Annotated in this window: 12 protein-coding genes; 4 read left to right on the forward strand and 8 right to left on the reverse strand. The window is 63.0% G+C overall.

Annotated elements, in window-relative coordinates:
* Positions 1-12 precede the first annotated feature (12 nt).
* The 4 genes from GDR53_RS07280 (at position 13) to GDR53_RS07295 (ending at position 4144) form a co-directional block, all read left to right on the forward strand.
* The gene (locus tag GDR53_RS07280; protein WP_193337400.1) at positions 13-846 is read left to right on the forward strand and encodes a sulfite exporter TauE/SafE family protein; all 834 of its coding nucleotides are present in this window, start codon (positions 13-15) and stop codon (positions 844-846) included.
* Positions 847-1094: 248 nt separating this feature from the next.
* Positions 1095-2075: a sensor domain-containing diguanylate cyclase gene (locus tag GDR53_RS07285; protein WP_210321411.1), complete on the forward strand. Its 981-nt coding sequence runs from the start codon at positions 1095-1097 to the stop codon at positions 2073-2075.
* A gap of 405 nt (positions 2076-2480) precedes the next feature.
* Complete coding sequence (locus GDR53_RS07290; protein ID WP_193337402.1) at positions 2481-3521, forward strand: L,D-transpeptidase family protein; 1041 nt, start codon at positions 2481-2483, stop codon at positions 3519-3521.
* A 74-nt stretch (positions 3522-3595) separates the two neighbouring features.
* Positions 3596-4144: a recombinase family protein gene (locus GDR53_RS07295; RefSeq protein WP_193337403.1), complete on the forward strand. Its 549-nt coding sequence runs from the start codon at positions 3596-3598 to the stop codon at positions 4142-4144.
* Between the two features lie 316 nt (positions 4145-4460).
* On the opposite strand, the gene GDR53_RS07300 is transcribed toward GDR53_RS07295, so the two are convergent.
* From GDR53_RS07300 to GDR53_RS07335, 8 genes are all read right to left on the reverse strand, one after another.
* On the reverse strand, positions 4461-5924 hold the full coding sequence (locus tag GDR53_RS07300; RefSeq protein WP_193337404.1) for an NAD-dependent succinate-semialdehyde dehydrogenase: 1464 nt from the start codon (positions 5922-5924) through the stop codon (positions 4461-4463).
* The gene (locus GDR53_RS07305; RefSeq protein WP_193337405.1) at positions 5924-7168 is read right to left on the reverse strand and encodes an iron-containing alcohol dehydrogenase; all 1245 of its coding nucleotides are present in this window, start codon (positions 7166-7168) and stop codon (positions 5924-5926) included. The genes GDR53_RS07300 and GDR53_RS07305 overlap by 1 nt, the downstream gene beginning before the upstream one ends.
* An 11-nt stretch (positions 7169-7179) precedes the next feature.
* A complete protein-coding gene (locus tag GDR53_RS07310; RefSeq protein WP_193337406.1) occupies positions 7180-8187 on the reverse strand; it encodes an Ldh family oxidoreductase in 1008 nt (335 codons plus the stop codon).
* 9 nt (positions 8188-8196) lie between these two features.
* Positions 8197-9201: an ABC transporter ATP-binding protein gene (locus GDR53_RS07315; protein ID WP_193337407.1), complete on the reverse strand. Its 1005-nt coding sequence runs from the start codon at positions 9199-9201 to the stop codon at positions 8197-8199.
* Positions 9185-10174 carry an ABC transporter ATP-binding protein gene (locus GDR53_RS07320; protein ID WP_193337408.1) on the reverse strand — a complete coding sequence of 330 codons (990 nt, stop codon included), beginning with the start codon at positions 10172-10174 and terminating at the stop codon, positions 9185-9187. The genes GDR53_RS07315 and GDR53_RS07320 overlap by 17 nt, the downstream gene beginning before the upstream one ends.
* Complete coding sequence (locus tag GDR53_RS07325) at positions 10171-10983, reverse strand: ABC transporter permease (RefSeq protein ID WP_193337409.1); 813 nt, start codon at positions 10981-10983, stop codon at positions 10171-10173. Before GDR53_RS07325 ends, GDR53_RS07320 begins: the two co-directional genes overlap by 4 nt.
* Positions 10983-11915 (reverse strand): ABC transporter permease, encoded by a 933-nt coding sequence (locus GDR53_RS07330; RefSeq protein ID WP_193337410.1) that lies wholly within the window; start codon positions 11913-11915, stop codon positions 10983-10985. Before GDR53_RS07330 ends, GDR53_RS07325 begins: the two co-directional genes overlap by 1 nt.
* Before the next feature lie 67 nt (positions 11916-11982).
* Positions 11983-13569, reverse strand: coding sequence for an ABC transporter substrate-binding protein (locus tag GDR53_RS07335; protein WP_193337411.1), 1587 nt, complete (start codon positions 13567-13569; stop codon positions 11983-11985).
* Positions 13570-13575: the final 6 nt, after the last annotated feature.

Raw genomic sequence — 13575 nt, forward strand, 5'->3', positions numbered from 1 at the left:
TCGGACGCTCCCATGACCACCGAAATGCTCACCGACTACAGCATCTGGATTGCCGCAATGGTGTTTGCCGGCCTCGCGGGCGGCTTCATCGCTGGGCTGCTTGGCGTCGGCGGCGGTATCATCATCGTGCCGATCCTCTACTTCGTGCTGGGCGGTATGGATGTCGACCCCGATATCCGCATGAAGATCGCGGTGGCCACGTCGCTGACCACCATCGTCTTCACCTCGCTGTCATCGGCCCGCAGCCATCACAAGCGGGACGCCGTCGACTTCACCCTGGTCAAGACCTGGGGCATTCCCATTTTCATCGGCGTGGTCTGCGGCACGGTCATTGCCGGGCTGGTCAACGGCCTCGTGCTCACCGTGGTGTTCGCCGTTGTCGCCCTGCTGGTGGCGATCAACATGGTCTTCCGCGCCAACAGCGCGCCGGTATCGGACGGGTTCCCCAACGGCATCGTCAAGGCGATCTGCGGCTACTTCGTGGGGGTGATCTCGACCATGATGGGCATTGGCGGCGGCACGCTCAGCGTGCCCATCCTGACCACATTCGGCTATGACATCCGTCGGGCGGTGGGCACGGCCTCGGCCATCGGCTTCATCATCGCCATCCCCGGCACCATCGGCTATGCCATTGCCGGATGGAATGTACCCAACCTGCCGGCCGGATCGCTGGGTTATGTCAATCTGCTGGCGCTGGTGGCATTGGCTCCCCTGACCATGCTGATCGCCCCCTGGGGCGCGCGGGTCGCGCACAGGCTCGACCGAAAGGTACTCGGCTACGCGTTTGCGGCGTTCCTGACGCTAACCTCGTTGAGGATGTTTATCGACATCTTGCAGCACCTCTAGCAAGATTACTTTTCAGATGCAGCGCTAGTGCCCTGGAGCAATACTTGCCACGAGCGATGGCCGACAGATGGCCGTTGGGGCGGTGCTGTCTGGAGGGCCATTTCCGGCAGCTTTCGGGATTGTGAAATTTGGTTGCAAATGATCGATACGCGGTCGGTTGCAGACCGGAAATCGACCTAATCGAATACTCGTTAACCTGTGGGCGCTAACATTTTCCGGAACTCATACGCCGGCGGGAGGACGTTGTGTTGCCAAGTGATGAAATTGAGCAGCTCCGTCTGGAGGCCCTGCGTCGATACGACATCCTCGATACGCCCCCCGAGGAGACCTTCGACCGCCTGACCCGCATCGTGGCCGCGGCGCTGCGGGTTCCGATTGCTGCTGTCTCGCTCGTCGATGATCATCGGCAGTGGTTCAAGGCGCGAATTGGTCTAACACTGTCGGAGACAGCCAGAAGTGCCTCCTTTTGCGCCCACACCATGTTGGGCGCTGGCGCTATGGTAGTGCGGGACGCCACTATGGACGAACGGTTCGTCACCAATCCGCTGGTCACTGGTGATCCCAATATCCGGTTCTATGCAGGCTTCCCGGTTTTCAGTGCGGATGGGCTGCCCCTGGGCGCCCTGTGCGCCATCGACACCACACCGCGAGACATGAACGCTTTAGAACTGGGGCTCTTAGCAGACCTAGCCGCAATGGTCACCGAACAACTGGAACTGCGGCGACTGGCGTCGGTTGATGGCTTAACAGGGCTATTGCGGCGCAAGACGTTCCTCGATTTTGCTGATCGGGAGCTGATGTTGGCTTCGCGATCAAAAATGCCAAACTGCGCACTGATGATCGACGCCGATCATTTCAAGGCGATCAACGACCACCATGGTCATGATGTCGGCGACAAAGTGCTTAAGACCTTGGCCGACACTCTCAAAGCCGGGCTGCGGTCTACTGATATTCTAGGTCGTATCGGCGGCGAAGAGTTTGGCGTCCTGTTGCCTGCCACGGATCTTGCCGGGTCTCTCGAAGTTGCAGAGCGACTGCGCGGCTTGGTGGCCGGACTCGAAATACGGACGCCATCTGCCGCTGTGCCTATCACTATCAGCATTGGGGCGACTCAGGGCGCCAGCGGTGAGGATATTGCCAGCTTGCTTCACCGGGCCGATAGCGCCTTGCTGAAAGCCAAGCGATCGGGCCGAAATAAGATCGTCACGGAATGCGCGTCTGTTGATTAGCGAAACTGGCGACGCATCGGCTGTTCAGCTCGTCGCCAGATGGCAGCTTTCAGGCATCGAGAATGTCGCGCTCTACGAACGAAATGGGGCCGAAAGCTGCCGAGCCAGAACGCGCACCATGCCTGCCAAAATCAGTCCCTGCTACGCCTACCCCCCAGTCACGTCAGGGCGTACCCAAGCGTGACGTCACTTGGCGGATTCCTGCCAGCGTCGCCTCAGGGTGATAAACGGCCCATGTGACAATGTTCGGCACAAGCCTAGGCCCTGAAGTGACAACCTTCGGGTCGACTTCACTACTGCTTGATGCGTCGCGGATTTAGCAAAACGTTAGCTATGTTTGTACCTTATGGACGGAAACGAGCCGTCCGGAAGGTGCTCGGTCATGGTTTCACGCCCGAGTTACAAATGCGATCACTGCCGATTTTTGCCGCCCGCGCCTTTTGTCTTGCGGCCCTGTTTGTTTTTAGCAGCGCTCAGGCCTTCGCCCAGTCTCCCACGATGTCACCTGAGGCCATAAATACGGCGAGCCTTTCAGAGTACATCGCGGCAGGATCCTTCATTCCCGTCGTGCTGACGGCGTCGACGGAAGTGTCTCCCATTCAAGAGCGGATAGTTGCCGACCCGGCGCTCGCACGCCTGCAGATATTGCTCGACCGTGCAGGTGTTTCACCCGGCGTCATTGATGGGTTCGATGGCGGCAACCTTCACAAAGCGATTTTGGCGTTTCAAATGATGCACGGTCTCCCACTCGACGGGGTGCTGACCCCTGAGGTGGCGGCTCGGCTGGATGCCCCCGGCGATACCATCGGCTTCTATACGATCACCCCGAAGGATGTGGCCGCAATCGGCGGCCCTGTCCCCAGCGACTACGCTGAAAAGGCGGCCTTGAGCTACCTTGGCTATGAGAGCGTAGCGGAGCTACTGGCCGAGCGCTTTCACATGGATGTCGGCTTGCTCGCGGCCCTTAACCCCTACGCGGAGTTCGCGGTGGGTGAAATCGTCAACGTGGCGATGACCGGCACGAAGCGCAAAGGCGTTGTGACTTGGATCGAAGCCGACAAAACCCTTGAACAGGTGCGCGTTTACGGCATCGACGGCGTTTTGCTTGCGGCATATCCCGCCACCATTGGTAGTGATGACAACCCTTCACCCTCTGGCACCCATGTGGTGGGCAACGTCACGGCAATGCCGGGTTACACCTACAACCCGAAGATCAATTTTCAGCAAGGCGAGAATACCGGTGTGCTGACCATACCGCCCGGCCCAAACGGCCCGGTCGGCTCCATTTGGATAGCCTTGTCCAAACCCTCCTTTGGGATCCATGGCACGCCTGAACCCTCGATGATCGGCAAGACCGGCTCGCATGGCTGCATTCGGCTGACGAACTGGGATGCCGAGGAGCTTGCTGCGATGATCTCCACTGGTGTTACCGTGGACTTCCTTTAGGCGCGTGGCGGCGGGCGTTGACACCGACTATTAGCGGCATGCGACCCTCAGGGCCGATGAGCTTAAGGTGACACATGGCCCGCATCGGTTACGCACGCGTCAGCAGCATCGACCAAGATCTCGAAATCCAGATTGCCAAGCTCAAGGCCGAAGGCTGCGAAATTGTGCGCTCGGAAAAGGTATCGGGTGGTAGCCGTGACGGGCGTGTTGAGCTTGAAACCGTTATCCAGTTTTTGCGGCCCGGCGACGAGCTGATGGTCGCGCGATTGGACCGGCTCGGCCGCGACACCCGTGACGTGCTAAACTTGATCCACGAATGTGAACAGCGGCAGGCGTTTGTTACCGTGCTTGACCCGCACGTATCCACTCGAGGCGAGTTGGGGCACATCGTCCTGACCGTACTTGGCATGGTGGCGCAGATGGAACGACGCTTCATCAAGGAGCGTCAGCGCGAGGGTATCCAGCAGGCCAAGGCGCACGGCCGGTATGTGGGTGGTAAGCGTCGAGTAGATCGAGCACAGGTGCGTGTTCTTCATAGGGAGGGAATCGGGCCGTCAGAAATAGGCCAACGCCTTGGTTGCTCCCGCATGCAGGTCTATCGAATTCTCGCCGAACCTGAGTGACGCTTTTTGGTGCACGGAGGCCACTAGCTGTACGATAGCCACCGGCAACAACGCGCCCCATTCCGGCCATCCAAGTGGCCGTTTCGATTTCCCAAAAGTGGACGGTCCGCCCACGTCGAGGCAACGGCGACAACGGGGTGGGAAGGGGACTGGCCGCTTCGGGCTGGCTTCGCTGAAGGCAGACGCTGATCAAGTTACGTGTTTGGTGCCGTCAGCAGAACCGCCTGTGCCTTCATTGCCCCGTCTCAACGGCATGGCGCGATCGATCGACCGCATGGCATGCCTATTGTCAGCTGTACTAGAGTGTAGCCCAGGCTCACCATGACACGGCAATATATTTGGCTTCGCAGAATTCGAGAATGCCGTGATGGGCCCCCTCGCGGCCAAGTCCACTCTGCTTGACGCCGCCAAAGGGGGCCGCTGGATCGGAGGCCAGGCCGCGATTGAGGCCTATCATGCCCGCCTCCAGCTTTTCGGAGACGCGCAGGCCGCGGGCCAGGTCGCCGGTAAAGACATAGGCGATCAGCCCATATTCGGTGTCGTTGGCCCGGGCAATGACTTCCTCTTCGGTCTTGAAGCTGGCAAGCGGCGCCACGGGGCCAAAGATTTCGTCCCGCACCAGCATGGAATCGGCGGGCACGTTCTTGAGCACGGTGGGCGGATAGTAAAAGCCGTCGCCGCCCGGTGCCTTGCCGCCGGCCAGCGCCTCGGCGCCCTGCCCCATGGCCGTAACGACCAGACCGCTGATGCGATCGAGCGCGTCCTGGTTGATCAAGGGCCCGCATTGTACGCCGCTGTCATAGCCCTTGCCCAGCGTGAGGGCGCCCATGCGTTCGGCCAGCCTGGTGGCAAAGGCGTCCATGATGCCTTCCTGCACATAGAAGCGGTTGGCGGCCGTGCAGGCCTCGCCCCCATTGCGCATCTTGGCCACCATGGCGCCCTCGATGGCCAGATCAAGATCGGCATCGTCGAACACGATGAAGGGCGCGTTGCCGCCCAACTCCATAGAGCAGGAAATGACCGTGTCGGCGGCCTCGCGCAGCAGGTGCCGCCCGACTTCGGTCGAGCCGGTAAAGCTCAGCTTGCGCACGCGCGGATCATGCAGCATGGCGCTGACCGTGGCCCCGGCCTTCGAGGTGGTCAGCACATTGACCACACCATCGGGAACACCGGCCTCGCGATAGATTTCGGCCAGAGCATAGGCGGTCAAGGGCGTCTCGGTGGCGGGCTTGAGCACGCAGGTGCAGCCAGCCGCGAGAGCCGGCGCAATCTTGCGCGTCGCCATGGCGGCGGGAAAATTCCATGGCGTCACGAGCACGGCCACGCCGATGGGCTGATACTGCACGAGGATACGATTGGCGCCGCTCGGGGAAATCGACAGATCGCCATTGAGGCGCACCGCCTCTTCGGAGAACCAGCGGAAGAACTCGGCGGCATAGGCCACCTCGCCTTCGGCATCGGGCAGCGCCTTGCCGTTTTCGAGGCTGATCAACTGCGCCAGCATGGCCTTGCGCTCGATCATCAGCTCGTAGCAGCGGCGCAGGATTTCCGCGCGCTGGCGCGGCGCCGTGGCGGCCCAGGCGGGGGCGGCCGCATGGGCTGCGTCAACCGCGGCAAGCCCATCCTCGATGCTGGCATCGGCCACGCTGGTGATCGGCTTGCCGGTAGAAGGATCGATGACGTCGATGCGCCGACCGGTGCTGCCGGGACGCCTTTGGCCGCCGATCCACAGATCGGACGGCAGCGTGACGGGATCGAAGGAGAACGGGGAATTGGTCATCAACTGGCCTTGGCGTCGGGGTGGATGGATGAGAGCGACTTGCGGTCTCCCGAAAATGCGGCGGAGACCAAGAGGTCCATGCCGGCCCGATCGACCGGTCGAGGATTGTTCTTGATCAGGCGGTTGGCGCCCAGTGACTGCTCGGCGATCCAGGGCAGATCCCTGTCCTTGATGCCGATCGCCGCCAGGGTCTTGGGAATGCCGATGGCAGCGAGCAGGTTTTCGATGCCGTCAATGGCGGCGTCGACCGCGGCATTGTCATCGCCATTGTCCGTGACAAAGCCCATCAGCCGGCCCACGGTCGCGATCTCGCCTGGGACGTGGTGGCGGTTGAACTCCAGCGCATAGGGCAGCATCAGGGCAACGCCCAGGCCGTGTGCGGTATGGGTCAGCGCCCCGACCGGATATTGCACGGCATGGCAGACCGAGGTGCCGGCGCTGCCGAAAGCCAGGCCGGCCAGCATGGAGCCCAGCATGACGTCGGTCCGGGCCGACAGATCACTGCCCTGCTCGACGGCGCGCCGCAGTGACCGGCCGATGCTGGCAATGGCGGTTGTGGCATGCTGGTCGGTCAGGAGGTTCTTGCCGACAAAGACATGGTCGAGGGTAAGCATGGCGCCGCCATCGCGGGGCGCATTGGTGAACGCCTCGATGGCATGGACCAGCGCATCGGCGCCGGAAGCCGCCGTCAGGCCCGGCGGGCAGGTCAGCGTCAGGTCCGGATCGCAGATTGCCGTGTCCGCAATGAGATAGGGGCTGGCAATGCCGACCTTGACCGCCCGTTCGGGGTCGGCGACCACCGCAACCGGGGTGACTTCCGAACCGGTGCCGGCCGTGGTCGGCACAGCCACTACCGGCAGCAAGGGACCGGGAATCTTGAACTCGCCGTAGTAGTCGGCCATGGCGCCGCCATGGGTCAGCAACAGGGCGATGACCTTGGCGGCGTCGATGCAGCTGCCGCCACCGATGCCGACAATGACATCGACCGAAGCGGCCTGACCAGCCTTTACCCCGGCGGCGATGCATTCAGCGGGCAGTTCGGCCTCCACGCCGTCATAGAGGGTCACGGCGACGCCGGCCGCGCGGATCGTGTCGATCATGGCGGGGAACTGGATGTCAGCGGCCATGCGCGTGTCGGTGACGACCAGAACGCGGGAGCCGAGCCCGGCCACGTAGCCGCCCAGTGCAAAGCGCTGGCCACTGCCAAACAGGATATTTCGAGGTGAGCGTAGTGCCCCAAACATGGGTCGTTCCTTTAACTGGTGGAAGCCGGCTCTCCGGCAAGGTCGCAGAGGCGGTTCCAGGTGCCCCCGGCTATGGCAATGCCCGCAGTCATGGCCCGCTGTCGCAGGTCGCGGCCGCGTTCCCCCGGAATGCGGACTTGGTCGAAGCCGTCGGCGGGCGCCTCGGCCCGCAGAAGATCGAGAAAGCCCGCGACCGGGGAGAGCTGCTGGTCGATGATGATGAAGAGGTCGGCCTTGCTGGCCACGTGTGTGGAATCAAGAGTGCCCTTGACGTCCCGCCCGATGGCGGCACCGGCCAGGCTCGTCACCAGCAATTCGAAGGCCAGCCCGAGGGCATAGCCCTTGGCATTGCCAAAGGGGGCAATGGCGCCGTCGCGCGCCGCAGCGGCGTCGGTGGTGGGGTTGCCCTGGCTGTCGAAAGCCCAGCCCAGCGGAATGGGCGCACCGCGATCGGCATGGTCATGCACTTCGCCCATCGAGACGATGCTGGTGGCGGTATCCATCATGAAGGTGCCGCCGCCGGTGGGCAGGCCGATGGCGATGGGATTGGTGCCGATCATGGCCTGGCGCCCGCCCCAGGGATGGACCAGGGCCTCGCTGGTGGAAAAGGCAATGAGGCAGCGGCCGGTTTCGGCGACGCGGTCGGCATAAAAGCCGAGCATGCCGATATGGTTGGAATTGGCGATGGAGGCGATGGCCACGCCCTGGGTGGCGGCGCGGTCGAGCAAGGCATCAAGGGCGGCCTGGGCGACCACGGGGCCAAGACCCCGCTGGCCGTCGACATGGAGGAAGCCGGGCGCGCGCCAGTCGTGGTGGCCTTGGGTCATGGGATCGGCGACGCCATTGGCGATGCGCTCGACAATCCTGGGCAGGCGCAGCAGGCCATGGGAGGCGATGCCACGCATTTCGGCGTCGAGCAGCAGGTCGCGCTGCAGCACCGCATGCTTTTCAGGCACGCCGGCCTGGGCGAGAATGCGATCGACGACGGTCACGGCCTTTGAATATTCAATCGTGGGCATGCGCGGCTTTCAGTTCGAATGGGCTGGCGTATGGTCGGGCGCCATGGCGTCCCCGAGCCTGGACAGGATGGGCCAGGCGCCGGCAAAGTGGCATGCCGCCAGGTGGTTATCGGCCACCGTGGCCAAAGCCGGCTCCTCGCGTTTGCAAATGTCCTGGGCCATGGGGCAGCGGGTGTGAAAGCGACATCCCGGGGGGATGCGGATCGGGCTGGGTGGATCCCCCTCCAAGAGGATACGCTTGCGGCGCCTGTTGGGGTGGGACGCCGGCACGGCGGACAGCAGGGCTTCCGAATAGGGATGGTGCGGCGCCGAAAAGAAGGAGGCCTTGGGGGCAAGCTCCACGATCTTGCCGAGATACATGACGGCCACGCGATCGGCCATGTGCTTGACCGTCGCCATATCGTGGGAAATGAACAGATAGGCCGTGCCTTTTTCCTGCTGCAGATCCTGCAGGATATTGATGACCTGCGAGCGCACCGAGACATCGAGCGCCGAAACCGGCTCGTCGGCCACGATGAGCCGCGGCCCGAGCGAGAAGGCACGGATGATGCCGAGGCGCTGGCGCTGGCCACCCGAGAACTGGCGGGGCCAGTTGTCGACATGCTTGGCGCTCAGCCCCACCGTCTTGAGCAGGGTTTCGGCGGTCTCGCGGCGCTGGCGCGCGCCCTTGATCATGCCGTGGATCGACAGCGGTTCGGTGACGAGTTCACCGGCCGTCATGCGCGGGTCCAGCGACGAAAAGGGATCCTGGAACACGAACTGAATGTCGCGGCGGATGGCCTTGAGGGCGCGCTGAGACATCTGCGCCATATCCTGCCCCTCGAACCGGATCACGCCGGCGGTGGGGTCGGTGAGGCGCAGGATCAGCCGCGATACGGTGGATTTGCCGCAGCCGGACTCCCCGACCAGCGCCAGGGTCTCGCCTTCTTCCAGCGAAAAGCTGATGCCATCGACCGCGCGCACATAGCCGCCGAAGATTTTGCTGAGATCGTTGACTTCAAGCAGCTTGGTCATTGGCCTGCCTCCTGGCCCAGCACGCGACCGACTGATCGGGCGAGATGGGCAGCAATTGGGGAATCTGGGTGTCGCATTCCGCGCGGCGTTCGGCGCAGCGCGGGTGGAAAGCGCAGCCCGGGGGCATTTCGGAAATGTGGGGCACGGCACCGCCAATCGCCGGCAGACGGTGTTGCCCGGCCATTTCCAAGGTCGGCGTAGCCGTGTGCAGGCCAATCGAATAGGGATGCTGGGGGTGATCAAACAGCGTTTCGACCCCGGCCTTCTCGACGACACGGCCGCCATACATGACGTTCACCCGGTCGGCGATTTCGGCCACCACACCAAAATCATGGGTGATGATGATGATGGCGAGGCCGAGCTCCTTCTGCTTGGCGCGCAGCAGATCGAGAATTTGCGCCTGGATGGTGACATCGAGCGCGGTGGTGGGCTCGTCGGCGATGAGCAGCTTGGGCTCGCAGGCCAAAGCCATGGCAATCATCACGCGCTGGCGCATGCCGCCGCTCATTTCATGAGGGAAGTTGTCGATGCGGCGCTGGGAATCGGGGATGCCCACGGATTCCAGCTGCTCGATGGCGCGTGCCCGGGCCGCCTTGGCCGAGAGACCCAAATGCTTGCGCAGGGGCGCAGCAATCTGGTCGCCAACCCGCATGACGGGGTTGAGCGCGGTCATCGGCTCCTGGAAAATCATGGAAATGTCGTTGCCGCGCAGCTGCTCCAGCTCTGCGCGAGTGGCAGATACCAGCTCCCGGCCATCGAACTGGATCGAGCCGGCATTGACGCGGGCCGCGCTTGGCAGCAGCCGCATGGCAGCCAGGGCGGTCAGGCTCTTGCCCGATCCGGACTCCCCCACCAGGCCCAGGCATTCGCCTCGACGCACGGTGATGTCGACGCCACGCAGGGCCTGGATCGTCGCATCGCCGGAGCCGAAGGCAACCTGCAGGTCGCGGATAGTCAGAAGATCATCGGTCATCGCACAGCCTTGTCTGGATCGAGGCGGTCGCGCAGGGCATCACCCAGGATGTTGAACGACAGCACGGTGAGAGTGATGGCCAGGCCGGCAAACAGAGCCGGCAGCGGCGAGCCAAAGATGTTCTGCACGCCATAGCGCACGATATTGCCCCAGGATGGTGCGGGGGGCTGGGCCCCCAGGCCGATAAAGCTCAGCGTGGCCTCGAGGCGGATGGCGGTGCCCACCCAGAGGGTGGTGACGACCACCAGGGGCCCCGAAATATTGGGCAGCACGTGGCGCAGGATGGTCGAATAGGACGGGCGTCCCATGGCGATGGCCGCATCGACATAGGCCTCCTGGCGGACCGCGAGCGCGGAGGCCCGGGAGAGGCGGATGAAGCTGGGAATCAGGGCGAAGGAAATGGCGATGGAGAGGTTGAGGATGCCCGGTCCGAGCAGTGCCACCACCAGCACGCCCAGCAGGAGCGGATCGAAGGACATCATCATGTCGGTAGCCCGGGTGATGATGCGTTCAGACCAACCGCCGAAATAGGCGGAGCTGGTGCCCATGGCGATGCCGATCACCGCCGCGATCAGCGGTGATGCCAGCCCGATGGTCATGGACAGGCGCGAGCCCTCGAGAATGCGCGAAAACACATCGCGCCCGAAGTCGTCGGTGCCCAGCCAGTATTCGGCACTGGGCCCCTTGTCGCGAGCCAGGAAATTCTGCAGCAGCGGATCATGGGGCTGGATGAAGTCGCCAAAGACGACAACGAAAGCCAGCAGACTGAGAAAACCGACGGCGAAGTATAGGAAAATCCGGTCGAGCATCAGGCAGCCCTCACCCGTGGGTCAATGACCGCGTAGAGCAGATCGGTCAGGAAATTGATGGTAACGACCAGCACCGAGAGGATGACGATGCCACCCTGAATCAGGGTGTAGTCGCGCGAGGTGACGGCCCCCACCAGAAGCTGGCCCACACCTGGCCGGTTGAAGACCAGCTCGATGGCGATGGTGCCGCCCAGCGTGGCGATGATGGACAGGGACAGATGGGTGGTGACCGGGATCAGCGCATTGCGGAAAATATGTCGCCAGATGACGTTCTGCCGGCTCATGCCGAGCGCCTCGGCGGTCCGCACATAGTCGCGGCCGGCAACATCGAGCACGGCAGTGCGGGTCAGCCGGATCATGCCGAAACCCTTGAGCAGGCCCAATGTCATGGCCGGCATCACCAGATAGCGCAGGTCGAAGGCGGTATCGCCGCCACCCAGGAGCGGGAACCAGCGCAGGGTCAGCCCGAAGAGCATCAGAACCAGCACGCCCAGGTAGAAGTCTGGCAGGGCTGAACCGACCAGCGATCCCATGCGAGTGACATGATCGGTGACCTTGCCCGCCCGCATTGCCGATAGCACACCCATGGGCACGCCAATGACGACGCCGACAATGGTGGAGGCGATGGTCAGGGCGATCGTATAGGGCAGGTTGCGCATCATGGTCTCGGTGACCGAGGCGCGGTTGATCAGGCTCTGGCCGAGATCGAAATTGACCAAGCCCCACAGAAATTCGGCGTATTGAATCAGGATTGGCTTGTCGAGGCCCAGCGAGGTTCGCACGTTGGCGATCGTCTCGGCGCTGGCGCGGTCGCCCAGCATGGCAATGACGGGGTCGCCGGGCAGCAGCCGCATGGCGAAGAAGACGAAACTGAAGACCAGAAAGGCCGTCAGGATCGCGTCGAGCGTGCGCTTGAAAACAAAGCGTAGCATGGGCGATCTCCAAGGATAGAGGGAGGTCCGGGCCGCGCGGGAGGCAGCGGTCCGGACCCTACGGATGCTATTCCGTCACACGCCGGGCGGTGGCGAACTCGTGCTGGCCGAACCCGCTGACGGGCTCGTAGCCCAGATCGATATTGCCCTGAAGCACCGAGAGGAGCGGTGCGGTCTGCAACGGCAGCACCGGTACATCGCGCAGGATCTGCAGCTGCGCTTCGGTGAGCAGTTCCATCTGCTTGGCGGCGTCAGGCTCGGCCACGGCCTGGGCGACCAGATCGTCGACACTGCCGCCCAGTTCGCCATAGTGCGAGAAGTTGCGCAGGGCGGAGGGCTTGCCCACGGCGGCGGCCTCACTGAGGAACTCGTTGATCACGGCCGGCGCGGTCGGCGCAATGGCGGTGGAGAGCTCGACAATGGTGCCCTTATCCTCGCGGATATTGGCATGGTAGCTAGCGTGGTCCTGCACTTCGAGGTTCACCTCGATGCCGACCTGGCGCAGCATGTCCTGCACCATCAGCATATTGGTCAGGTAGTCGTCGCGCTCGGAGATGATGGCATCAATGGCAAAGCCATCGGGCATGCCGGCTTCTGCCAGCAGTTCCTTAGCCCGCTCGGGATTGTAGTCGTAGCGGAGCTCCTCGGGGATGTCGGCGGTCTGCAGCGCGCCGTAAAAGCTTTCCGGCACGATGGCCGTCAAGTCGCCATGCAGGATGCCGAAGGCGCCTTCCCAGACATTGCGATCGACAGCATAGGCAATGGCCTGGCGCACCTTCACATCGTCGAGCGGGGGAACCTTCATGTTGAAGTGCAGAAACTGCAGCGAGCCGGGCAGCATGGTGATGATCTGGGCATCGGGCGCCTGCTGTTCGATCTGGGCGACCCATTCAGGCGTGCGCTCGCCGCCGGAGCTGTCGAGTTCGCCAGCGATGAAGGCGATGGTGGCAGCGTTGTTGTCGGGAATGTAGCGCAGGTGCAGCTCGTCCATTGGCGGGCGGCCGAGAAAGTAATCCTCGTTGGCCTTGAGGATCACCCGATCCTGGGGGCGGTATTCGGCGAATTCGAAGGGACCACTGCCCACGGGGGCAAAGCCGAACTGTTCGCCCAGTTCCTCAACGGCCTTCTGGGGCACGATGAAGCGGCCAAAGCCCGGCGTCAGTGCCGAGGCGTGGAAGAAGGCGTTGGCATCCTTGAGGGTGAACCGCACAGTGAGCGGATCGACCACCTCGATGCTCTCGATATCCTTGAAGCTGGCGCCGTGCACGCCGCCCAATGCCGGATCCATCTGGCGCTCATAGGAGAACTTGACGTCCTCGGCCGAGACTTCGCCATAGCCCTTCTGCCACTTTACGCCGGGGCGCAGCTTGAAGGTCCAGACCTTGTTGTCGTCCGAGATTTCCCAACTTTCGGCCAGCTGAGGCTGCAGATCCCCGATGTCCATGTCCAGCGTGCCACGCGGCGGCGCCACCAGCGAGTTGAACACCTGCAGCACGACGGTTTCGTCATCGCCGGTCTTGGTCAGTGCCGGATCGATGGAGCCGATATCGCGCGCCCCCAGGCGAATGTTCATTATTTCCTGCGCCAGAGCCGTGCCGGACAGTGCAACCACCGCCAGCGCAGCCACAATCAGCCGCTTTCCGAAATGCTTCATTTTACT

It is taken from the genome of Devosia beringensis (assembly GCF_014926585.1).
Classification (GTDB): Bacteria; Pseudomonadota; Alphaproteobacteria; order Rhizobiales; family Devosiaceae; genus Devosia; species Devosia beringensis.